General features: G+C 66.1%; 16 protein-coding genes and 2 pseudogenes. 9 read left to right on the forward strand and 9 right to left on the reverse strand.

From position 1 onward, the window contains the following. Positions 1 to 3 precede the first annotated feature (3 nt). From AC2W7L_RS00455 to AC2W7L_RS00465, 3 genes are read right to left on the reverse strand one after another with little or no spacing between them, the layout of a single operon-like run. Positions 4 to 432, reverse strand: a complete 429-nt coding sequence (locus tag AC2W7L_RS00455; protein WP_486002781.1) for a MarR family winged helix-turn-helix transcriptional regulator — start codon at positions 430 to 432, stop codon at positions 4 to 6. Further along, a complete protein-coding gene (locus AC2W7L_RS00460; RefSeq protein ID WP_486002782.1) occupies positions 429 to 1,085 on the reverse strand; it encodes an NAD(P)-dependent oxidoreductase in 657 nt (218 codons plus the stop codon). The genes AC2W7L_RS00455 and AC2W7L_RS00460 overlap by 4 nt, the downstream gene beginning before the upstream one ends. Before the next feature lie 53 nt (positions 1,086 to 1,138). Next, the gene (locus AC2W7L_RS00465) at positions 1,139 to 2,020 is read right to left on the reverse strand and encodes an aminoglycoside adenylyltransferase domain-containing protein (protein ID WP_486002783.1); all 882 of its coding nucleotides are present in this window, start codon (positions 2,018 to 2,020) and stop codon (positions 1,139 to 1,141) included. A gap of 236 nt (positions 2,021 to 2,256) precedes the next feature. Between AC2W7L_RS00465 and AC2W7L_RS00470 the strand changes: the two genes are divergently transcribed. From AC2W7L_RS00470 to AC2W7L_RS00480, 3 genes are all read left to right on the forward strand, one after another. Then, entirely contained in the window at positions 2,257 to 2,847 is a 591-nt protein-coding gene (locus tag AC2W7L_RS00470; protein WP_486002784.1) for a hypothetical protein, read from the forward strand. Positions 2,848 to 2,934: 87 nt separating this feature from the next. Beyond that, positions 2,935 to 3,525, forward strand: a complete 591-nt coding sequence (locus tag AC2W7L_RS00475; RefSeq protein WP_486002785.1) for an NlpC/P60 family protein — start codon at positions 2,935 to 2,937, stop codon at positions 3,523 to 3,525. Between the two features lie 507 nt (positions 3,526 to 4,032). Next, the gene (locus tag AC2W7L_RS00480; RefSeq protein ID WP_062240480.1) at positions 4,033 to 4,626 is read left to right on the forward strand and encodes a hypothetical protein; all 594 of its coding nucleotides are present in this window, start codon (positions 4,033 to 4,035) and stop codon (positions 4,624 to 4,626) included. Between the two features lie 9 nt (positions 4,627 to 4,635). Here the strand turns inward: AC2W7L_RS00480 and AC2W7L_RS00485 are convergent, their stop codons facing one another. The 3 genes from AC2W7L_RS00485 to AC2W7L_RS00495 all read right to left on the reverse strand — a co-directional run bounded on the left by AC2W7L_RS00485 (position 4,636) and on the right by AC2W7L_RS00495 (position 9,118). Next, positions 4,636 to 5,901 (reverse strand): M20 family metallo-hydrolase, encoded by a 1,266-nt coding sequence (locus tag AC2W7L_RS00485; RefSeq protein ID WP_486002786.1) that lies wholly within the window; start codon positions 5,899 to 5,901, stop codon positions 4,636 to 4,638. 38 nt (positions 5,902 to 5,939) lie between these two features. Continuing rightward, positions 5,940 to 7,688 carry a thiamine pyrophosphate-dependent enzyme gene (locus AC2W7L_RS00490; protein ID WP_486002787.1) on the reverse strand — a complete coding sequence of 583 codons (1,749 nt, stop codon included), beginning with the start codon at positions 7,686 to 7,688 and terminating at the stop codon, positions 5,940 to 5,942. Positions 7,689 to 7,786: 98 nt separating this feature from the next. After that, the gene (locus AC2W7L_RS00495) at positions 7,787 to 9,118 is read right to left on the reverse strand and encodes an MFS transporter (RefSeq protein ID WP_486002788.1); all 1,332 of its coding nucleotides are present in this window, start codon (positions 9,116 to 9,118) and stop codon (positions 7,787 to 7,789) included. Between the two features lie 241 nt (positions 9,119 to 9,359). Here AC2W7L_RS00495 and AC2W7L_RS00500 point away from each other — a divergent pair, with 241 nt between their 5' ends. Further along, complete coding sequence (locus tag AC2W7L_RS00500; RefSeq protein ID WP_486002789.1) at positions 9,360 to 10,562, forward strand: RsbRD N-terminal domain-containing protein; 1,203 nt, start codon at positions 9,360 to 9,362, stop codon at positions 10,560 to 10,562. A gap of 173 nt (positions 10,563 to 10,735) precedes the next feature. Here the strand turns inward: AC2W7L_RS00500 and AC2W7L_RS00505 are convergent, their stop codons facing one another. Further along, complete coding sequence (locus tag AC2W7L_RS00505) at positions 10,736 to 11,746, reverse strand: DUF2332 domain-containing protein (RefSeq protein ID WP_486002790.1); 1,011 nt, start codon at positions 11,744 to 11,746, stop codon at positions 10,736 to 10,738. A 224-nt stretch (positions 11,747 to 11,970) separates the two neighbouring features. On the opposite strand from AC2W7L_RS00505, the gene AC2W7L_RS00510 reads away from it, so the two are divergent. Both AC2W7L_RS00510 and AC2W7L_RS00515 read left to right on the forward strand, forming a co-directional pair. Continuing rightward, the gene (locus AC2W7L_RS00510) at positions 11,971 to 13,335 is read left to right on the forward strand and encodes an MFS transporter (protein ID WP_441091380.1); all 1,365 of its coding nucleotides are present in this window, start codon (positions 11,971 to 11,973) and stop codon (positions 13,333 to 13,335) included. Between the two features lie 298 nt (positions 13,336 to 13,633). Then, a pseudogene (locus AC2W7L_RS00515) lies at positions 13,634 to 14,862 on the forward strand (FAD-binding oxidoreductase). 80 nt (positions 14,863 to 14,942) lie between these two features. Here the strand turns inward: AC2W7L_RS00515 and AC2W7L_RS00520 are convergent. Beyond that, positions 14,943 to 15,826, reverse strand: a pseudogene (locus AC2W7L_RS00520) (LysR family transcriptional regulator). Between the two features lie 133 nt (positions 15,827 to 15,959). Here AC2W7L_RS00520 and AC2W7L_RS00525 point away from each other — a divergent pair. Further along, entirely contained in the window at positions 15,960 to 16,874 is a 915-nt protein-coding gene (locus tag AC2W7L_RS00525; protein ID WP_486002791.1) for a DMT family transporter, read from the forward strand. A 61-nt stretch (positions 16,875 to 16,935) separates the two neighbouring features. Here the strand turns inward: AC2W7L_RS00525 and AC2W7L_RS00530 are convergent, their stop codons facing one another. Beyond that, the gene (locus tag AC2W7L_RS00530) at positions 16,936 to 17,955 is read right to left on the reverse strand and encodes a siderophore-interacting protein (RefSeq protein ID WP_486002792.1); all 1,020 of its coding nucleotides are present in this window, start codon (positions 17,953 to 17,955) and stop codon (positions 16,936 to 16,938) included. 155 nt (positions 17,956 to 18,110) lie between these two features. Between AC2W7L_RS00530 and AC2W7L_RS00535 the strand changes: the two genes are divergently transcribed. Beyond that, positions 18,111 to 19,157 (forward strand): ABC transporter substrate-binding protein, encoded by a 1,047-nt coding sequence (locus AC2W7L_RS00535; RefSeq protein ID WP_486002793.1) that lies wholly within the window; start codon positions 18,111 to 18,113, stop codon positions 19,155 to 19,157. A gap of 31 nt (positions 19,158 to 19,188) precedes the next feature. Then, positions 19,189 to 20,544 (forward strand): D-serine ammonia-lyase, encoded by a 1,356-nt coding sequence (dsdA, locus tag AC2W7L_RS00540; RefSeq protein ID WP_486002794.1) that lies wholly within the window; start codon positions 19,189 to 19,191, stop codon positions 20,542 to 20,544. The last annotated feature ends 73 nt before the right edge of the window (positions 20,545 to 20,617 follow it).

Raw genomic sequence — 20,617 nt, forward strand, 5'->3', positions numbered from 1 at the left:
CGCTCAGCCCGAGCGGTTCACCGCCCGCAGGCGCGCAGCCGCCTCGGCGATGAATCCCACGATCTCCGGACTCGGCTCATCCTCGTCGAGCACACTGTCGGCTTTCGCATAGGCCGCATTGAGCTCGGCGAACCGTGTGGTCGAGCGGATGGTCATCGAGCGCCCGTCGGAGGGGTTGGTGCCGCGTTCTATCCACCCGTCCCTCTCGAGCCGGGAAAGCACCCCGGTCATCGTCGCTCTGCTCCAGCCGATTCGCTCGGCGACCTGTGAGGGCGTGCACGGTCCCTCGCGGTCGATGACATCGAGGATGTCGAGGTCGCGTGGTTGCAGGCCGACGGACCGGGCGACCCGGTCGTTGAGAATGACGAGTTCGATTCGGAATTCGCGAATCGCAACCCTGAGGCTCTGAGTCCCGGTCGTGTCGCCGTTCATTTCGCGCGGCGATCGGTTGCCGGAGCCATTGCCTGGTGGATGTGCTGCGGTTCCTCGAGTTCGGCGATCATAGCTGCGGCGAGGTCGGCACGGGACGTGAAGCCGCCGTCGAGGAAGTCGGGTGTGAGTCGGTACTGCGAGACCCGGTCGCGGTTGATGAGTCTGCCCGGTCGCATCACTGTCCAGTCGATGTCATCGCAGGTGTGGAGGAATTCCTCCATCGACCGCATGTCGGCGTAGAGGGTGCGACCGATGACGTTGCGGAGCAGGGGAAAGAGGACCAGGTCGCCGAAGATGTTGGTCCGCGGCGGCGGATAGGTCAGACCCGAACTCACCACGACGAGGCGCCGGCCGGCCGCGCGCTCTCGCAGACCCGAAACGATGTTCGAGGTTCCGGTTGAGTAGATGTCGATCGGCTTGCGTGTATACGCGGCTCCCAACGCCGACAGTGCAGCGTGCGCGCCGTCGAGCGCCTCGTCGACGCCGACGCCTGTGCAGGGATCGGCCAACACCTGCTCGAGATCGTCATGCCTAGGCAGCGGAAGGCGATCGGCCCGACGGCTCACCGCCCTCACCGAGTGCCCCGCGGCCAGGGCCTGTTTGCAGACGAGCAGACCGGTGGGTCCGCTTGCCCCGAATACCGTGATGTCCATGAGTTCCCCACCCCGAAGAGTCTGATCGCTCCGAATATAGTACGAGAACCGTATCAGTTTATCCGTGGGTTGCCCAGAGCCAGTGCGTCCTCGATCATGTCCTCCATCGCCGAGGCGGTCAGTCCTCGCCACTGTGCACGTGACGGTGCGGAGGGGATCCGCGCGCCCCGTACCTTGGCCAGGGCCACTTCGGTGATGGGGGCATGCTGAGGAAATGCGTCCAATGCGTGACGTCCGGCTTCGTCCTTGCCGATGATCTCCCCGGTACTGAGCGTGTGATGCATGCGCGCGGGACCGAGCACACACCACTCGACGGTGCTCGCGGTCAGCCCCCTCGGGGACGTCAGCAGTCGCCGCAGCACAGCCTTCGGATCTTGCGGCGGACGCTCGTGCAGCTGCGTTGCCAGCGGGATCCAATACTCCCGCAGATTCGTGCGGATCCACGGTCGAAGCTGATCCGGCTGCGCATCGAGATCCCATGCAGCGATCGGTCGTCCCCGCACCGTGATGCCGCTGTCGACGAGCTCCTTCCAGATCACTGGATTGACGTCGAACGCGCCGTGCGCATCGAAGATCTCACCCGTATGGGAGGCGATCGGACGGATCTCGGTGACGGGGCGACTGACCTCGGATTCGGCGATGAAGACGGTATTGCAGCACGCACTCACACCTCGCCCGCGCGTCGCCCCTACCGTCAGGCGGGGCACCTGCGAGAGGTGGAGCAGGCGCAGTCTCCGGATGAGATCCGGCCGCGTGCGCCAATCCTCGGCGATGACCGCGACGAGGTCGATGTCGCTGCGCCCCGGACGATAAGCGCCAAGCGCGATGGACCCGGTAACCCCGCAGGCGATGATGCCGCCGGGCAGGATCCGATCGGCAATACGCAGGTAGGACCTGATGGCCTGCGCGGCGTCGACTGGCAGCTTTGCGGTCATGGAAACAGCGTAGCCCCGGCTCCATCCGGTATCCGTTCAGGGAACGCTGAGGACAGGGAAACCTGCAGTTCAAAGCGAGTTGAAATCCCATTGCCTCTCCATTGACGGTCTGTTTGTTGAGCACGCTCTTCCGATCCGACAGCCTGGATTGCGGGCACGAGATCAGGGTCACGTTGAACTCGGTGGGAGGAAGCCGAGAGGACCCGACGCCCGACACAACTGGAAAGTGGGAACTGATGAAACTCGTACGCAAGTTCGCGGTGACAGCCCTTTCCGCGGCTGTTATCGCCGGCGGTGTCTCCATGGCGACCGCTGCGTCTGCAGAGCCGGCCCCCGTCTCCAAGGAGGCCGCTCCGTTCACCAGCAAGGCCCTCGACGGCGGCAAGGTCCCGAGCACCCAGGACGCCACGCAGCTCACTCAGGAGCAGATCGACAATGCTCGCACGATCATCGCTGTCGGCAAGGGTGCAGAACTGTCGGCACAGGCGCAGAAGATCGCCGTGATGACGGCCCTGCAGGAGTCGAGTCTCATCAACGTCGACGGGGGTGACCGCGACTCCGCCGGTCTGTTCCAACAGCGTCCCTCCATGGGGTGGGGCACTCTGGCTCAGGTGACCGACCCGATCTACTCGTCGAAGTCGTTCGACGGAGTCAACCCCGAGGGCGCGAACCGCGGCCTCATCCAGGTCCCGGGGTGGGAGACGCTGTCCCTGGGAGCCGCCGCACAGGCAGTGCAGGGTTCCGCGTTCCCCGACGAATACGACAAGTGGGAGCCCCTGGCGACCGAGCTCGTCGAGGGCAACCAGGACGTCGACCCGATCAGCTGATACGCCCCAAAGCCGTACTCCGGCCGTGCCCCGAAACCGAATGTTCCGACGTCACAAGTGCACATACGAGAAGCATCAGGAGAGAAGATGACAATTTCGCGCACACTCACGGCCACCGTTCTCACCGCGGGAATCCTCGCCGGAGGAACCATGATGACCACCGCACCGGCACAGGCCGACCAGACACCCGCCGCTCAGTCCTCCACTGCACAGTCCTCGGCTGCACAGGCAGAATCCGGCAGAACCGCCTCGGCGCAGTCAGATGACCGCCGCGACGAGATCATCAGTCGCGCCCAGACCTGGGTCGACCAGGGAGTGCCCTACAACTGGGACGCCACCCATCCGGATCCACAGGGCAAGCAGCACCGGATGGACTGCTCGGGTTTCGTTTCGATGGCCTGGGGACTCGATGACAGCCTCAACACCGTGACTCTGCCCGATGTCTCCCACAAGATCGACAAGGACGAACTGAAGCCCGGCGACGTCCTGATGAAGGGAGGCCCCGGCACCGAGGGCGCCAACGGCCATGTGGTCATCTTCAACGGCTGGGCCAATGACGACAAGACCGCCTACCACGCCCTCGAGGAGAACGGTTCGCTCGGCTCGGTCGCCCACGAAGTCTCCTACCCCTATGACCAGGACGACAGCTTCGTCCCCTACCGCCTGAACGGTCTGTGATCTGATCGGTTCGTGATCAGGCATTGAACTGCGGGCAGCGTTCCGCGCTCGAGCACCGATTCGTCGCCGCGTCCCACTCAGGGGCGCGGCGACGATGCCTGCGCCGAGGATGTCAGACCGGAGGGACGGGATCGATGAGGCCCAGGTCACGTCCGGCTCCTGACATTTCCCTGGCCCACGCCTGCGAACAGCCCGACGAACCGATCGAGACCCCGGTCACGGGCATGTGAGAGCACCGCTGGTGACCGCAGGACGTTCAGCGAACTCTGACCGCATGCACACGGACCCATGACGATTCGTTGTGGCGAGAATAAGTCACCTCGAAGTCTCTCTGCATTGAACAGCGCCGATCGGTCCGTCAGTGTTGTGTGGGGCGATTCCACGGCACCTTCTGCTTTGGTGTTTCTGTGCCGACCACAGACCAAATGCCGCAGAACAAACGACGTGTGCCGCGCACCAGGAATCGCCGACCGGGTCGATGACCCGATCAAGAGAAAGTGAGAACAGATGAAACGTGCGCGCACTCTTGCGGTGACTGCACTGTCCGCCGCCGTCCTCGCCGGGGGAGTCACCATGGCAACGGCGACCTCGGCTGCGGCCGGCCCGATCTCCGGAGGCGTCAGCCAGGAGGGTGAAGCAGCCCAGTCCGACGCCGGCTCGACCGGAGGAATCGACGACCCCGATGAGCTGAGCGAGGAGCAGATCGACAATGCGCGCACGATCATCGGCGTCGGCAAGGGCGCGGATCTCTCCGAACAGGCGCAGAAGATCGCAGTGATGACCGCACTGCAGGAATCCAGCCTCAACGACCTCGACGGCGGAGACCGAGATTCAGCCGGTGCCTTCCAGCAGCGTCCCTCGATGAACTGGGGATCGGTCGACGAAGTCACTGACACCGTGTACGCATCGAAAGCCTTCTACGGAGTCGACTCCGGAACCGACAATCCAGGGCTGACCCAGATCGACAACTGGGAGAGCATCGACCCCGGTGACGCCGCACAGGAAGTGCAGCATTCGGGCTACCCCGACGCCTACGACAAGTGGGAGCCGCTGGCCGAGAAGCTCGTCGACGACAACCAGGACGTCGACGCCATCGACTGACTCCGACCGTCAGGCCAGGGCGCCGGCGGCGAGCCGGCGAACCACCTCGGTGAGGTGATGGAGACCCGAGACGAGATCTTCGTCCTTCGTGAATTCCTGCAGGCTGTGCGAGACCCCGTCGACGCTGGGAATGAAGAGCATGACGGTGGGCACCTCGTCCTTCATATTCGTCGAATCATGTCCGGCCACGGTCATCACCTTCGCCGAGGTGAGTCCCAGATCATTCGCAGCCGACCGTGCCAGCTCGACCCCGTCCTCGGAGTACGGGTTCTGATCCCAGCTGTGTTCGGCGACGATCTCGATCTCCACCCGGTCGTCCTCGCTGACCTGGGCGATCGTGGACATGAGCTTCTCATGGGCGGAGGCGATCACCTCGGCGCTGGGGGAGCGCAGATCGAGCAGCAGGCTGACCTCGCTGGCGACGACGACCGGAGAATTCGGGTACACCGTGAGCTGCCCGCATGCGGTGTGCAGAGCACCAGGCTCGAAGTCGTCGACGAGTTCACGTGCAGCCACGACCAGACGCGCCGCACCGAGCAGAGCATCCTGCCGATCGGCCATGAGAGTCGACCCGCTGTGCGCTTGAGCACCGGTGACCTTGAACTCGTACTTGTGGGCCGCCCACGTGGCGTTGACCAGGCCGATCGTCACCCCGTCCTCTTCCATGCTCCGACCCTGCTGGACATGGATCTCCGCATACGAGGCGATCTCGGGAACGGTGAAGTCCCCGCGCTCACCGATCGCATCGAGCGCCTCGGCGACGGTGGTCCCGGCAGCATCACGGGTGGTCAGGGCCGCTTCGAGCTCGGCCTTGCCGGTGAAGACATTGGACCCCATCATCGACGGCTTGAACCGGGATCCCTCCTCGTTGAACCAATTGACCACGGCGAGGTTGAACTTCGCCTTCGACGGGTCCGCCCGCAGCTCATCGGCGACGGCGAAGCACGCATGTGCCGAGGACATCACCCCATAGGCGCCGTCGAAGCGCCCGGCCGTCGGCTGGGAATCCATATGCGAACCCGTGAGCACGTACGGGGCGCCGGGAACGAGCTCGAGGAGTCCGAACTGGTTGCCGATCGCGTCCCGGTGGACGCTGAAACCGTGCTTGACCAGCAGGTCTTCGAACCATTTCCGCTGCTGACCATCGGCGGCGCTCGCCGCCTGTCGGTCGACCCCGTTCGTGCCCTCGACGGCTCCGAAACGCGAATGCACGGCCCAATCGGCGAGGAACTCGGCTTCGCGATCGGCGCTGATCAGAGAGGGTGAAACGGTCATAGCGGGTCCTTTCGAGACGGGTGATCGCCGCACAGGGATCAGGAGGTTTCGTCGGCGGCGGGTGGCATCGTCGCCGGATCGATGAGCACATGGATGAGCGCGGGCCCGTCGTGGGCAAGCGCTCTGTCGAGCGCCGGCCCGAATTCCTCCGTCGTTTCGACGCGCTCCCCGTGCCCGGTCAGCCCGGACTTGGACGAGCCGGTGCCGGTCGAGGACGCATCGCTCGCCGAGGCCGCGCCGGAGCTGCTGAGATCGAATGCCGACATCCACGCGGCGAAGTTCGGGTTGACCATCCGCGTGCCCGAGGGCCGCCCTGGATAGTGATTCTCCTGGTGAGACACGATCGTGCCGTACACGCCGTTGTCGATGACGATGATCAGCGGTGATCCGCTGTGGGCGAAGGCCGTGGCGATCTCCTGGCCGTTCATGAGGAAGTCCCCATCGCCGCAGATCGCGACCGCGCGCCGCTCCGGGTACGCCAGAGAAGCCGCGACTGCCGCGGGAACGGCGAGACCCATCGCCCCGTTGCGGGCTCCGACGAGACTGGCCGGACGTTCATGCCGGATGAACCGGTGCCCCCAGATCGTGGCATTGCCCGCCCCGTAGGTGAGGATCGCATCCCCGCCGAGGCGGTCATCGAGAATCCCGAACGCCACCCCGAGATCGACCCCGGCACGGTCCGCGTTCTCCGGTACCGCCTCGGCGTCGGGGCGATGAGCGGCGAACCGGAACTGCACGTCCGCGCGCCCCTGCATCCACTCGTCCGTTCGGGTTCCGCGCAGCTGGATCGCATCCCGAGCCGCGCCGGCTTCGGTCCTGGTCAAGGCTCGAGTGAAGGAGTCCGGGGAGGCGATGATGTGCTCGTCGATGCGCCCTGCGTGCTGGGCGGCCTCCATGTCGAGGGAGACGAGCACGGTCTCGGCGTCGAAGCCGATCGTGTACCCGTCGCTTAAGACATCGGAGCGGGTGCAGCCGACGAAGACGATGAGGTCCGCCGCGGCGAATCCGGCCGCCACCGCATCGGCGCGACCGTAGCCGAGCCACCCCGCCCACGCCGGCGAGGAATGCGGAATCGCATCGTAGGCGCGCCAATCGCAGAAGATCGGCACCCCTGCCGAGGCGGCCTGACCTGCCAGCTCGGCTCCGCAGCCGTTGTGCCACCCATCCCCGCCGAGGACGAACGCGGGACGCTTCGCGGCCGCGATCCGGGAAGCCAGCCCATCGATGACGGCGGGTGCGGGGGTCGGTGGGGCCACCTCGGCGAGGGTCGGGGTGGGAGCCTCGGTGAGCCGGACGAGGACATCCTCGGGCAGGCCGACGACGACGGGGCCGGGGCGACCGGATGCGGCGATGCGCAGCGCATCGGCGGTGATCTCACCCGCGCGGTCCGCATCATCGATGGTGAGCACGCGCTTCGCCGTCGAGGAGAACCACTCGGACAGGCTGAACTCCTGGAAGGATTCGCGGGACCGGTCATTGAGCGGGACGAGGCCGACGAAGAGGACGAGCGCGGTTGCGTCCTGCCAGGCGGTGTGGACAGAGATCATCGCATTCGCCGCCCCTGGACCGCGGGTGACCATGGCGATTCCGGGGCGGCCGGTCAGCCGGGATTCGGCCAGCGCCATGAACCCGGCACCGCCCTCCTGGCGGCACACGACGGTCTCGATGTTCGCGTCGTACAGTCCGTCGAGGACGTCGAGGTAGGACTCGCCGGGGACCGCGTAGACGCGTTCGATGCCTGACTTCTCCAGGGTGTCGACGATGAGGTGGCCGGCGGAACGCGACATGGTGGGGGGTGTCCTTTCGACGATCGAACGGTGTGAGGTCCGGGAGGCCCGTCTCGGTGCTGTGCTCAGCGCTGAGTGCGGCTCTGGGGGCCGGGCTCTCAGTGTTTGAAGCCGGGCAGGTCGACGCTCAAGCGGGGAGCGACGTAACCGGCGAAAGCCGTGAACAGGGAGAGGAAGACGAGCATCGCGGCGGCCGGCCACCAGTGGTCGCCGGCGGAGGCGACGAAGCTCGTGGCCAGCAGCGGAATGAACCCGGAGAGCATGCCTGCGGCATTCTGCGCCATGCCCACACCCGTGTAGCGGGTCGTCGCGGGGAACAGCCCGGTGAGCACTGTGCCCGATGCCGCGTAGGGCAGGGACAGAGTGGACACGGCCAGGGTCATGGCGATGACGACGAGGACCGGAACCCCGGACTCGAACATGAAGAACGCGGGAACCGCGACGACCGCCGAGGCGACTCCGCCCCAGAGGATGACCTTCGAAGCTCCGAACTTCGTACCCAGGGCACCGCCCCAGAGGAGGGCGCCGATTTCGACGGCGGCGGCGACCATGCTGCCGAGCAGGAGGAGCGAATCGTCGTAGCCGAGGACGTTGACGCCGTACCAGACGCAGAAAGCGGTGACGAGGTAGAAGCCGCCGACGCCGAGGAGAGCCGCGGCCATGCCGATGATGATCTGCTTCCACGAATCACGGAAGGTGGTGCGGATGGGGCTCTTCTCGACCTCGCCGGACTCTTCGAGCTGACGGAAGACGGGGGACTCCTCGAGACGGGCGCGCAGGTAGACGGCGACGACGAGCAGCGGCAGAGCGATGAGGAACGGGATCCTCCAGCCGAATGAGTCGAAGCTGTCCTGCGAGAACACCAGGGTCATGACGAAGAAGCCGCCGGAGGACAGGATCGTGCCGATCGGGGAGCCGATCTGCGGGATCGCCGCGTAGCGGGCGCGCAGGTGGAGCGGGGCGTTCTCGACGACGAGGGTCATCGCGCCCGACCACTCGCCGCCGACGAAGAGTCCCTGGAGGATGCGCAGGAGCACGAGCAGGGCGGGAGCGGCGAAGCCGATCGCCGCATAGGTCGGCAGGAGGCCGATGAGGCCGGTGACGATGCCGATGCCGATGATCGTGATGAGCAGGACCTTGCGCCGACCGATCTTGTCGCCCATGCGGCCGAAGATCAGACCGCCGATGGGACGAGCTGCCAGTCCGACACCGAAGGTGGCGAAGGAGGCCATGGCGGCGGCCGTGGCGTTCTCGCTCGTGAAGTACTGGACGTTGAAGACCAGGGCGGCCGCTGCCGAGAAGAGGAAGAAGTCGTACCACTCGAGGGCGGTGCCGATCAGGGCGCCGGCGGCGACCTTGTTCGCGTCCTTGACGCTCAATTCCGTGGTGGCGTTGAGCTCGGCGGACGCCGTGGTGTTCTGCTCGCTCATAGTGTGCTCCGTTGAGGATCGGGACGCGGTCCGCGGCTCCGCCGGTCGGCGGCTGGGCCGGTCGGCGGCTGGGCCGGTCGGCCCATACGGGTCCGGTGTCGGTCGAGTCGTTCGGACCGGTCGCATTCGGTGGTGTGTGACCGGCAGATATCGACCTTACCGAGTGTCGTACGTCTCTTTCCAGACACATTTGTCGCCGAATAGGACAGCAGGATTGTGCATCTGCACATATTGTGGGGTGATGACTGCCTATCGTGACCGCCGACTCCGCGATCGTCCGCTTCCGGGAGACGCGGCCCGATGGCTCGAGCTCCTCGATGCCCTCGACCTCGACGAGCTGACCGATCGCTTCATGGCCCGTGTCGTCCGCGTTCCCGGCTATGATCCCGCGCCGATCCCGGTCTCGGAACTTCGTCGGACCGGGCGTGATTCGTTCCGTACCCTCATCGAAGGACTGCGCGCAGGAGGATTCGACGGGCCTGTGACTGTCTCGACGGAGGTCGGGGTCTCCCGGGCCCGGGCCGGCATCCCGCTCGAGGCGCTGATGACGGCGATCCGCCTCGACTTCAGCGTGCTCTGGGAGGTGCTCACTCGGGTGGCGACCCAGGACGATGCGGAGTTGGTCATCCGCCACACGGGCATCGTGCTGTCCACGGTCGACGAATACGTCTCCCAGGTCCAACAGGCCTACACGGCCGAGCTCGCGCGGATGCGGGCCGAGGAGTACTCGGTGCACGCCGGCCTCATCGCCAGTCTGTTCGAGGATCCGGACCCGACCGGCGAACGACTGTCGACGATCGCGACCGGGCTCGGTCTCGACGTCGACTGCCCGCTGCTCGTCATCGCTGCCACCGGGGACGATGTCCGGGCCCTGCGGGTGATCATCTCCGATCATGTCCGCGCGGGCGGAACCATGTTCGCGCACCACCTCGGCGAGGTTCTCATCGCCTTCACGCAGGCTCCAGACGGCGCGGGCCATGTTTCCGATCCCGGCGGGGGCGGAGTCGGTCATTCGCTGGGGGCGCTCGCCGGCAAGATCGCCGAGGCGAGGGTGGGGTACGTCCGCGCCGAAGGAATCGGGGCCCTGCGGCGGTCGGCGTTGACCGCGCGTGACCTCGCCGACGTCATCGCCGCTGATGAGACGTCTGCGATGACGTGGCGCAGCGGGTGGGCGCGGTTGGCCGCCCGGTCACTCAATGCCGCGGGCAACCCGATCCTCTCCGATGTCGAGTCCGCGCTTGCCGCCTGCGGTCCGGTCGAGCGAGAGCGCCTCATCGAGGCGGTGCAGGTCTATCTGGCGACGGGGAGCATCGGCGCGTCGGCCGAGCGGCTGTTCTGCCACCGCAACACTGTGGCCAATCGTCTGCGCCGTTTCGCCGACCTCACCGGCGTCGACCCGATGATCCCCGCCGAGGCGGCCCGCCTCGTCGTCGGTTGGGCGTGAGCTGCCGGGCGGGTTGCGGATTCCGGTGCAACAACTGCTTCAAAGTGTGTTTGCGCAGCATTTGCGTGGGGCATCTGCACGTTGAACCCGCGGGTGTGCCCGCGTTCGCAGATTCGACGTCGCGAGGGGGTGTGAGCGAGGGCGTCTGACCGCAGACCAGCGCTCAGCTAGCTCTACGGCAGTCCGGTATAGCTCTGCCCGTGCGGTCCAGTCAGAGCGACAGCTCGGCCGTCGACGCTGAGGACGAATCGCCCATCGGCTTCGACCCCGAGCGTCTCGAGCTGCGCAGGAGTGTCAGGCAGGACGCCCGCTCCCTCGTTGCTGATCCACACGACGTCATCACGCGATCGCATGAGCGAAGCGAAGCAGGCACGCACCTCGGCGTCGACATAGGCCAGCACCGCGCTGTGGAAGACGACCGGCTGGGTCCCGGCGGGCACCTCGGCAAGCAGGGATTCGACGGTGTCGAGCAGGTCGCCGCGGACGAGATGCGGGGGATCGGCGGCCGCGATCGAGGCAGCGGCGAGGAGGCGCTCCCGCCTCGCCTCATGTTCGGGCCAGATCAGCGACGTCAGCCATTCCCGCTGGTCAACATCGGTGATATCAAGGGGATTGAGATCGATTCCGGCGCGCCACGCGACTTCGGGGAGGCGCTCTGGCACCGAGATATTCGTCAGTTCGCAGTCGAGCACGACCGCGCTCGGACCATCCGCAGGGTCGAGCGTCGTCGACTGCGCGAACTCCGCGCCGACCGCCCCGGTGACGGTGAATCGGTAGCTGTATCGGTCGGGATAGAGGCAGAGCCCCGCCGAGGCGCCGACCTCCATGAGCGCGAGCGGGCCGGGAATCCGTGCGAGCGCGGGGAGCAGCGTCGCACAGCGACCGGCCTCGTTCGTCTGTGTCGACCGGGCAAGCATGAGCTCCCGAACGTCGTTCCAATGCCTGAGCAGCCATGCGCGCAGGTCAGCATAGGTGCCCTCACCGGCGCCGAGGTGGCGGGCCGCGGCGAAGAGAAGGTTGGCTTGGCGCTTCGGTCGGGGAAGCTCGAGCAACAGGGCGATGACCTCGTCATCGGCGGCCACGCCTTCAGCCCAAGCGGTATAGATCGGGGAGGTTCCGGACGCCTCGAGGCGGGCGAACTTGCCGTAGTAGTCGCGCAGAGTCTCGGCTTCGAGCTCGGTCATCGGCTGCATCGGTTTCCCTTCGTCGGCGTGGTCTCATCGTAGCCGCGTCCCGGTATTCGGTACTTTCGCCGCGAACTCTAGGCGAGACCGAGCCGCTGTCGTAATGTGTTGCCGTGATGCGCTGGCCGCCGCCCCAACGCGCCCGATAACGCACCCGCACCGAACCGCCGACGCGGCACGAGTTCGAGCCATCACCGTGGCCCGACCTGATCGAAGGAGATCGCATGTCATCCGAGGTGAGCCCGCCGACCAGCGGACAGACCCCCGCCGATTCGGCACTGGAGAAGAGGACCCTCCGCAAGGTCCTCATGCGCCTCATCCCGTTCGTCATCGCGATGTACTTCATCAACTACCTCGACCGGACGAACATCGGCATCGCGGGGCCGGGCGGGATGAACGAAGACCTCGCGATGAACGCGACGCAGTTCGGGTTCGCCGCAGGCATCTTCTTCTTCGGCTACCTCATCCTCGAGGTGCCCTCGAACCTCGCTCTGCACAAGTTCGGCGCACGCATCTGGCTCGCCCGCATCCTCATCAGCTGGGGCATCGTCGCGGCGGCCATGGCCTTCGTGCCCAACCACGGGTGGCTCTACGTCCTGCGGTTCCTCCTCGGCGTCGCCGAGGCGGGATTCTTCCCCGGCATCATCCTCTACCTCACATACTGGTTCCCGACCTCGATGCGCGCCCGGGCCACGGCCCTGTTCATGCTCGCCATCCCGCTCTCCAGCGTCGTCGGGTCGCCCCTGTCGTCGTGGCTGATCTCCAGCGGCAACGCGATCTTCGAGAACTTCGCCGGCTGGCGCTTCATGTTCATCATCGAAGGTGTGCCCGCGATTCTGCTCGGCATCATGTGCATCTTCTACCTCACCGACCGTCCGCGCGATGCGAAGTGGCTGAGCGCCGAAGAGCGCAACTGGCTGCAGGCGACGATGGACGCCGAGGAGAGGAGCAAGGAAGAGACCTTCCACTACCCGGTCCGCCGCTCGCTGCTGCAGCCGCGCGTGTGGGCCCTGTCCTTCGTCTACTTCGGCATGGTCTACGGCCTCTACGCCATGAGCTTCTTCCTCCCCACGATCATCGCCGGCTTCCAGGAGTCCTTCGGCGTCGAATACTCGATCGTCGAGATCGGCCTCATCACGGCCATCCCCTACATCTTCGGCGCCTTGGCCATGTACTTCTGGTCCCGCCACGGCGACCGCACCGGCGAACGAGTCTGGCATGTCGCCCTGCCGCTGTTCATCGGCGGAGTGGCGATCCCGATCGCCCTCTACCTGTCCTCGCCGTTCACGACGATGATCGCCGTGACGATCACCTGCATGGCCATCTGCGCGGCCCTGCCGACCTTCTGGCCGCTGCCGCAGACCTTCCTCGCCGGAGCCGGCGCCGCAGCGGGACTCGCGCTCATCAACTCGCTCGGCAACTCCGCGGGCTTCTTCGCCCCCTACATCACCGGCTGGCTGGCCGATCTTACCGGCACTCAGAATGCGGGCATGTGGGTCGTCGGCGCAGCCATGGTCGCCGCCGGCATCGTCACCCTCATCCTCAGGGCCGCTCCCGCACCGGATAACCTGGACGCAAAGCTGAAGTGACGGTCCTCGCGGTACCACACCTCGCCGAGGCGGCCGACCGTTCCGTACTCGCCCGCCGTCCGCCTTCGCCCCACCGATCCGAGGAGCACAATTGACGACCCCGACGTCCACCGCACCCGACTTCCCCGCCCTCGACCCGGCGGCACTCGAGGATCTCGTCGCACGGCTGAGCGACGGAGCGCTGACGACGGATCCCGACGTCATCGACGCCCACTCCAGCGACGAAGCCCTGTTCTGCCCGCGTGAAGGGGCGATCGCCCTGGTCAGGGCCGCCTCGGCGGAAGACGTCCAAGAGGTCATGCGGTTCGCCAGCGCACATCGGGTGCCGGTCGTCCCGCAGGGGGCTCGGTCCGGGATCTCGGGCGGCGCGAACGCCTCACCAGGGGCGATCCTGCTCAACGTGTCGAAGATGAAGGACGTCGTGGCAGTCAACGAGGCTGAACGCCTCGTCACCGTCCAGCCGGGCATCATCAACCAGGATCTCAAGGACCACCTCGCACCGTTCGGACTGTCCTACCCGCCGGATCCGGGGTCGGTGGCCCTGTCCTCGATCGGCGGAAACATCGCGACGAACGCCGGCGGACTCTGCTGCGTTAAATATGGTGTGACCAGGGATTATGTCCGCTCACTCAAGGTCGTTCTGGCCGACGGGTCCATCACCACGCTCGGCCCGCAGACGGCCAAGGGTGTGGCCGGGCTCGATATGCGTCACCTCTTCATCGGCTCCGAAGGCACCCTGGGCATCGTCGTCGAGGCGACGCTGCGCCTCGTGCCCGCCCTGCCCGAGCCGTTCACCGCGATCGCGACCTTCCCGGATGAGCGCAGCGGACTGCAGACCGTCGCCGACTTCATGGCCGACGGCGGGGTGCCGAGCCTGTTCGAATTCCTCGACGGGGCAAGCCTGCGCATGCTCAACGACTACGGCGACTTCGGCCTCGACGGTGACGCCGGTTCGATGCTCATCATGCAGGTCGACGACAACCCGACCGATGCGGAAGCTGCAATGTCGGCCTTCACCGAGGTGGCCCAGCGCTGCGGTGCCCTCGACGTCGCGTACTCCGACGACCCGAGCGACTCCGCGGCACTCATCGCCGCGCGCGGATGATCCAACCGGCCTACGAGAAGTTCGCCACCGCCCACGGTGGCGGTCAGCTGCTCGACGATGTGTGCCTGCCGCGGACCGCCGTGCCCGAGTTCTGCGACCGGCTGGCCGAGCTGCGGGCCTCCTCCAGGCTCGAGATCGCCCTCGTTGCCCACGCCGGTGACGGCAATATGCACCCGTCGGTGTTCTTCGATTCCTCGGACGCGGTCGAGACGGGGAGGGCCGAGGACGTGTTCGCAGAGATCATGCGCGTGGGCCTCGAACTCGGCGGCACGATCACCGGCGAACACGGGGTCGGGTTCCTCAAGCGGGCCTGGCTGCCGAAGGAACTCGACGAAGGGTCACGACGGATCCAGATGGCTGTCAAGAACGCGCTCGACCCGCTGGGCATCCTCAACCCCGGCAAGATGCTCGCCGAGATCTGAGGGCAGCCGGGCCGCCGTCGTAGGGCGCATGTGCCGGCTCGCGTCCCAAAAGCGGAGGGGCTCGGCCGTCTGGCCCCTCGTCAGCTGGTGGCGAGTTCGCACAAGGCTGTGACCGCATCCTCGATGAGGTCCTGCTGCGGGTGGCCCGGATCGCTGATCGCGTGGATGAAGCGGATCGGTTCGGGCGCTGCCAGCGGGATGATGGCCACCCCGGGTGGCAGGGGTTCGACACCGAGCCGAGGCAGCAGAGTCAGACCCAGGCCCCGACTGACCATGTGCAGGGCCGTGACGAAGCTGTGCGCTTCGTGTTTGAAGTGCACTCGCACTCCGCGCGGGAGCAGGCGTCGAAGAGAATCGTCCGGCACGGGCCGTCCCCGGTGTCATTGTCGATCCAGGGGAATCTCTCCAGCTCACTGAGGCTCACCCCCGCACGATCGGCCAGCGGATGGTCATCCGGCACCGCGACCACATACGGATCCTCGGTGAGGAAGTGCCCCTTCACCTGCGGTGGAAACTCGGGGTTCTTCGATTCCGAGATGATCACCTGCAGATCGGAGTGGAACTCGTTCCACGGCCCCTCGGCCAGATTGAGCTGCACCGTGACGTCGGGGTGGCGGTTCTCGAGATAGGCGACGAGTTCCGGCAGCCACCGAGTCCCCGCCGTCGCGAAATACCCGATCGACAGGCGTCCGATTCGATTCTCATGCAGCTCCGAGATGCGCTGCCCGAGGCGCCCGGAACTCTCGAGCACGGAGTCCACGTCGGACATGATCGCCGCACCGGTATCGGTCAGACACAGCCCGCGTCCCTGCCGCTGGAAGAGCGTCAGCCCCGTCTCCTGTTCGAGGAGTTTGAGGTGATGGCTGACTGCGGACGGGGAGAGGTCGAGATGCTGCGCTGCGGAACGGACTGACCCGGTGAGTGCGACCGATTTGAACGATTTCAGATGCGCGACGTTGTACACAGTTGAACCGTACGCATATCACGTACAGTCGTGCAATAGTGTGCGCTTTTCTTTCATCGTGAAGAGACGAATAATCATCCTTATGAACAGATCAGCGCTCAGTACTCCAGTCGCGAGTCCCAGTCCCCGACAGATGACGGCTCCCCGCATCCTCCCGTGGATCGCTGCCCTGCTCACCATGACCTTCTGGGCGTCATCCTTCGTCGTCATCCGCGATGCCGGCGAAGCGTTCTCGCCCGGTCCGATGGCGCTGCTGCGGGGCGCGGCCGCAGCCGTGGTGCTCTCCGTCTGGATGCTCTTCCGCCGCCCGAGGTTCCCCTCCGGCAAGGTCGTCTGGCTGATCCTCGCCCTCTGGGGCATCGCCTGGTTCTCCGCCTACGTCGTCGTCCTCAACGCCGCAGAGCGGTCGATCGATGCCGGAACCGCCTCGATGATCGTCAATATCGCACCGCTCATCATCGCCGTCTTCGCCGGCCTCGTCTTCGGAGAGGGGCTGCCGAAGCGTCTGCTCATCGGCATCTTCGTCTCCCTGCTCGGCATCGGGATGATCACGGCAGCCAGCTTCACCGGCTTCTTCACGGTCGGCGGTCTGATCCTCAGCCTCGTTGCCGCGGTGCTCTACGCAGCCTGCGTGCTGCTGCAGAAGCACTTCCTGTCCGGGGAGGACTCGGTGACCGTCACCTGGATGGGAATCCTCATCGGTGCACTCGTCAGTCTCGTCTTCGCCCCCGGCCTCATCGACGAGGTGGCCGCGGCACCCATCGAGATGACGCTTCAGGTCGTCTACCTGGGCGTCGTTCCGACCGCTATCGCCTTCAATCTCTGGGGATATGCGCTGAAGTTCCTGCCGGCGGGACTGCTCAGTTCGTCGAGCCTCCTCGTCCCCGCCATCGTCGTGGTGATGGCCTGGCTCGTTCTCGGGGAGGTTCCGCCTCCGCTGGCAGCGCTCGGCGGTGTGCTCTGCCTGGGAGGTGCGGCCACTGCGATCGGGCCGCAGATCGTGCGGGCTCTGCGGCGGTCACCGGCTCAGGCCCAGCTTCAGGCCTGAACTCAGGGTTAGCTTCAGCCTTGGTATCGGCCCAAGTCTCACTCCTAGCGGTGACCGCGGCTCAGCCTTCGGCCTTGCCCTGACGCCAGTAGCCCATGAACGCGATCTGCTTGCGGTCGACTCCGACTTCCTGGACGAGGTAGCGGCGCAGACGTTTGACCGGCCCGGCCTCACCGGCGATCCAGGCATAGAAGGGACGCTCGTCCTTCTCCGTGGCACTCGAACTTCCCTGAGCCGCCTCGGTGAGGGCCGTGGGAACATCCCAGAGGATCTCCTCGTCGATGTTGACGTCGTCGAGTTCTCGGGCCGGACCATCTGTGGTGCCCGCTGACCCTGCCGATCCGGCTCCGACCTCGGCGGGGATCCGGGTCTCCGAACGGACCGCCTCGCGGACGGCGGGTTCGAGCAGCTGTCCGAATTCGGCCTCCCCGCGCGGCAGCCATTCGATCTCGAAGCCTGCGGGAGCAGTCATGTCGATGATGTCCTCGGCGCTGGGGACCTCGAGAACGGCTTTCCCTCGGGCCCGGCTGTCCTTGAGCGAATCGAGGATCGAGGCGATGGCGGGTACGGCGGTCTCGTCGCCGGCGAGCAGGACCTGGTGGGCATCGCCGGGGGCGAATTCGATCCCGGCGCACGGAGTCTCCGAAGTGCGGGAGGGGCCGATGATGTGGAGACGGTGCCCCACCTCGGCGGCCTCGGCCCATTCGGCTGCCGGGCCGGAATGGCCGTGCTCATCGGTGTGGAGGACCATGTCGATGACGAGTCGGCGGTCGGCATCGTTCCATTCGCGCACGGTGTAGGTGCGCATCGCACCGCGCTCCTCGGGGCTGACCTGCAGCCAGGCCTGGTACCAGGACACCCCGGCGGCTTCCTGCTCGGTGAGGAATGCCGGCAGATCGAACTTCGGTGCGGCGGAGCGTTGAGGCGGGATGACGAGTTTGATCCGCAGATCACGAGGGTGGGTGTTCGGGCCGAAGTCTTCGAGTCCCGCACCCCCGAACGTCACCCGACGGAAGGACGGGCTGAGATCGTCGACGGCGAGGACCTCTGCTTCGAAGGCGCCGATGGGGGCTCGTGACACTGATACTCCTTCGCATCCTCAGCGACCACGTGGTCGTGAGGTCGTCCCCGCGGGGACGCGTTCTGTTCGTGTGTGCAGCTGTCGTGGAAGACGGAACATCCGCAACGCTACTCTACTCTAATTTAGTAAGGCTAGCCTTTCCAAATAATGCTACGGTGGTCCTGGCGTCACTACAGGCGCACCAATTCCGTCCCGCGGGGACGCTCACCGAAAGGCTCTCGATGCGTCGTCGTCAGCTTCTTGCCCTGTCAGTGCTCGCCCCGTTCGCCCTCGTCGCCTGCCGGGGCGAGGCCGACGGTGAGGCGGGAAGCGGTGCTTCCGGTGCTACTGACAGCGCCCCGAACTTCAGGTATTCGCCGGAAGGATATGACGGACTGACGATCGAACTCGACCGTCCGGCGAAGCGCATCGCCGCGGACTTCTATTCGGCGGCCGGCCTTGCGCAGTACGGAATCACGCCGGTCGCGGTCTTCGGCTTCGGACAGGACGAATCCCCCGGCAAGGCCTTCGACCAAGATGGCGTCGAGGTCGTGGGCACCGATATGGAACTCGATATCGAAGCCCTCGCCGTCGCCGAGCCGGACATCCTCGTCGCCTACGGCAATGAGACCGGCGACGGGTGGACGTGGTGGGACGAGAAGGTGAAGGGCCAGGTCAGCGAGCTCGTGCCCTTCGTCCCGGTCAAACTCGGCGGGCAGAGTCCCGACGCGATGTTCGCCCAGTATGCGGCCATCGCGAAGGCACTGGGCAAGGACACGGAGACCGGCGATATCGCGGACAAGCGCAAGGCCTTCGATGACGCTCGAGCACGCATCCGCACTGTGGCGAAGAAGCAGGACGATCTGACAGTTCTGCTGGCGAACTTCACCGCAGAGATCAACTACACCTCGAACTCCCTGGGCATCGCCGAGATGCTCACCGAAGATGGGCTCACCCTCGTCGGACCCGACGCCACGGGAGACAGCAGCTGGGCCGAAGTCTCCTGGGAGAGGATGTCGGACTACCCGGCCGACGTCGTCCTCGTCCACGACGCCTCGACCGACTACGAGGACAATCCGGTCTACAGACGACTGCCCGCAGTCGAGGCAGGACAGCTGGGCACCTGGGACGACAAACGCGCCTACACCTATGACGGCTACGCGACATGGCTGAACGAACTCGCCGATGTCCTCGAATCCGCGAAGAAGATCGTCAAGAACTGAGGCCCGCACCCTGCCGGGCTACGATCGGTGCATGACCGCACTGCCTGACGACCTCAGCACCGACGAGATCATCCGATCCCTGGCATCGGGCCGACCGACGACGTGGCTCCGCTCCACCCCCACCGAGGCGGCCCTGCCCGATCTCGGCGCGGTCATGGATTCCGCGGCGGCCCGGTTCGACTGCTTCGCCCCCTGGTTCGCGACGACCTTCCCGGAGACATCGACGGTCCCGGCCGAACTCGCCGAGGCGTTCCCGGAAGCCGGCGGCGGAATGATCGAATCGACCCTGATGCCGGCCCCGGCAGCGCAGCGTCGCCTCGACGATCTGTTCGGATCCGACCTGGTCGGACGGCTGTGGCTCAAGCGCGACGACAGTCTGCCGGTGAGCGGGTCGATCAAGGCCCGTGGCGGCTTCCACGAGGTGCTCGAATTCGCCGAGGCGGTCGCCGCTGACCATGGCCTCGACGTACTCGATCCCGCCACCTATTCGAGTGTTCAGTTCCGTGAGATCGCCGCGAACCACCGCATCGTCGTCGGATCGACCGGCAACCTCGGGCTGTCGATCGGAATTCTGAGCGCTCGACTCGGATTCGCTGCGTCGGTGCATATGTCTGCCGATGCCCGGGAATGGAAGAAGACGATGCTGCGCGACCACGGCGTCGACGTCATCGAACACGTCGGCGACTTCGTCGAAGCCGTCGAAGCCGGCCGCGCCTCGGCGGAAACTGCTGCGAACACGCACTTCGTCGACGATGAGGACTCGGTGAGCCTCTTCGCCGGATACTCGGTGGCAGCGCTGCGACTGAAACGCCAGTTCGCGGCCGTCGGCGTGACCATCGATGATCGCAATCCGCTCACTGTCTATCTGCCGTGCGGAATCGGAGGCGGGCCCGGGGGAGTGACCTTCGGACTCCGACGTGTCTTCGGCACGGCGGTGCGCTGCATCTTCGTCGAACCCAGTCAGGCCCCAGCGATGTTCCTCGGCGTGCGCACCGGCCGGCACAGCGACATCTCCGTGCTGGACATCGGCCTGACCGGAGCCACCGCGGCCGACGGGTTGGCGGTCGCCCGCCCGTCACGCTTCATCGGACCGACGATCGGGCCGCTGATCTCCGGTTTCGCTGCGATCCCCGACGAGGTCATCCGGGCCGGAGTCGGGGTGCTCCACGAAACCGAAGGCATCGACGTCGAACCCTCGGCAACCGCCGGACTGACCATCCCGTGGCGGATGGGCGATGCAGCGGCCGAATCGGCGCCGGGCATCCACTTGGTGTGGCTCACCGGTGGGGCGATGGTCCCCGACGATGAGTGCGCCGCCTACGTCGATGAAGGACGAGGGCTCGTGGAACGGATCGGCAGCACCGCCTCGGCGATCTTCGTCGACTGAACCACGTGCTCCCGACTGAACCGCGTGTCGACCAGCGTGTCCCTGGACTGAACGGCGTGCCCCGGCTGGGGCC

Source organism: Brevibacterium sp. LAARM3_SD1 (assembly GCF_057364765.1).

Bases quoted from the DNA above. Each gene is read 5' to 3' on its own strand.
- AC2W7L_RS00455 (WP_486002781.1), bottom strand. From the start codon at position 432: ATGAACGGCGACACGACCGGGACTCAGAGCCTCAGGGTTGCGATTCGC.
- AC2W7L_RS00460 (WP_486002782.1), bottom strand. From the start codon at position 1,085: ATGGACATCACGGTATTCGGGGCAAGCGGACCCACCGGTCTGCTCGTC.
- AC2W7L_RS00465 (WP_486002783.1), bottom strand. From the start codon at position 2,020: ATGACCGCAAAGCTGCCAGTCGACGCCGCGCAGGCCATCAGGTCCTAC.
- AC2W7L_RS00470 (WP_486002784.1), top strand. From the start codon at position 2,257: ATGAAACTCGTACGCAAGTTCGCGGTGACAGCCCTTTCCGCGGCTGTT.
- AC2W7L_RS00475 (WP_486002785.1), top strand. From the start codon at position 2,935: ATGACAATTTCGCGCACACTCACGGCCACCGTTCTCACCGCGGGAATC.
- AC2W7L_RS00480 (WP_062240480.1), top strand. From the start codon at position 4,033: ATGAAACGTGCGCGCACTCTTGCGGTGACTGCACTGTCCGCCGCCGTC.
- AC2W7L_RS00485 (WP_486002786.1), bottom strand. From the start codon at position 5,901: ATGACCGTTTCACCCTCTCTGATCAGCGCCGATCGCGAAGCCGAGTTC.
- AC2W7L_RS00490 (WP_486002787.1), bottom strand. From the start codon at position 7,688: ATGTCGCGTTCCGCCGGCCACCTCATCGTCGACACCCTGGAGAAGTCA.
- AC2W7L_RS00495 (WP_486002788.1), bottom strand. From the start codon at position 9,118: ATGAGCGAGCAGAACACCACGGCGTCCGCCGAGCTCAACGCCACCACG.
- AC2W7L_RS00500 (WP_486002789.1), top strand. From the start codon at position 9,360: ATGACTGCCTATCGTGACCGCCGACTCCGCGATCGTCCGCTTCCGGGA.
- AC2W7L_RS00505 (WP_486002790.1), bottom strand. From the start codon at position 11,746: ATGACCGAGCTCGAAGCCGAGACTCTGCGCGACTACTACGGCAAGTTC.
- AC2W7L_RS00510 (WP_441091380.1), top strand. From the start codon at position 11,971: ATGTCATCCGAGGTGAGCCCGCCGACCAGCGGACAGACCCCCGCCGAT.
- AC2W7L_RS00525 (WP_486002791.1), top strand. From the start codon at position 15,960: ATGACGGCTCCCCGCATCCTCCCGTGGATCGCTGCCCTGCTCACCATG.
- dsdA (WP_486002794.1), top strand. From the start codon at position 19,189: ATGACCGCACTGCCTGACGACCTCAGCACCGACGAGATCATCCGATCC.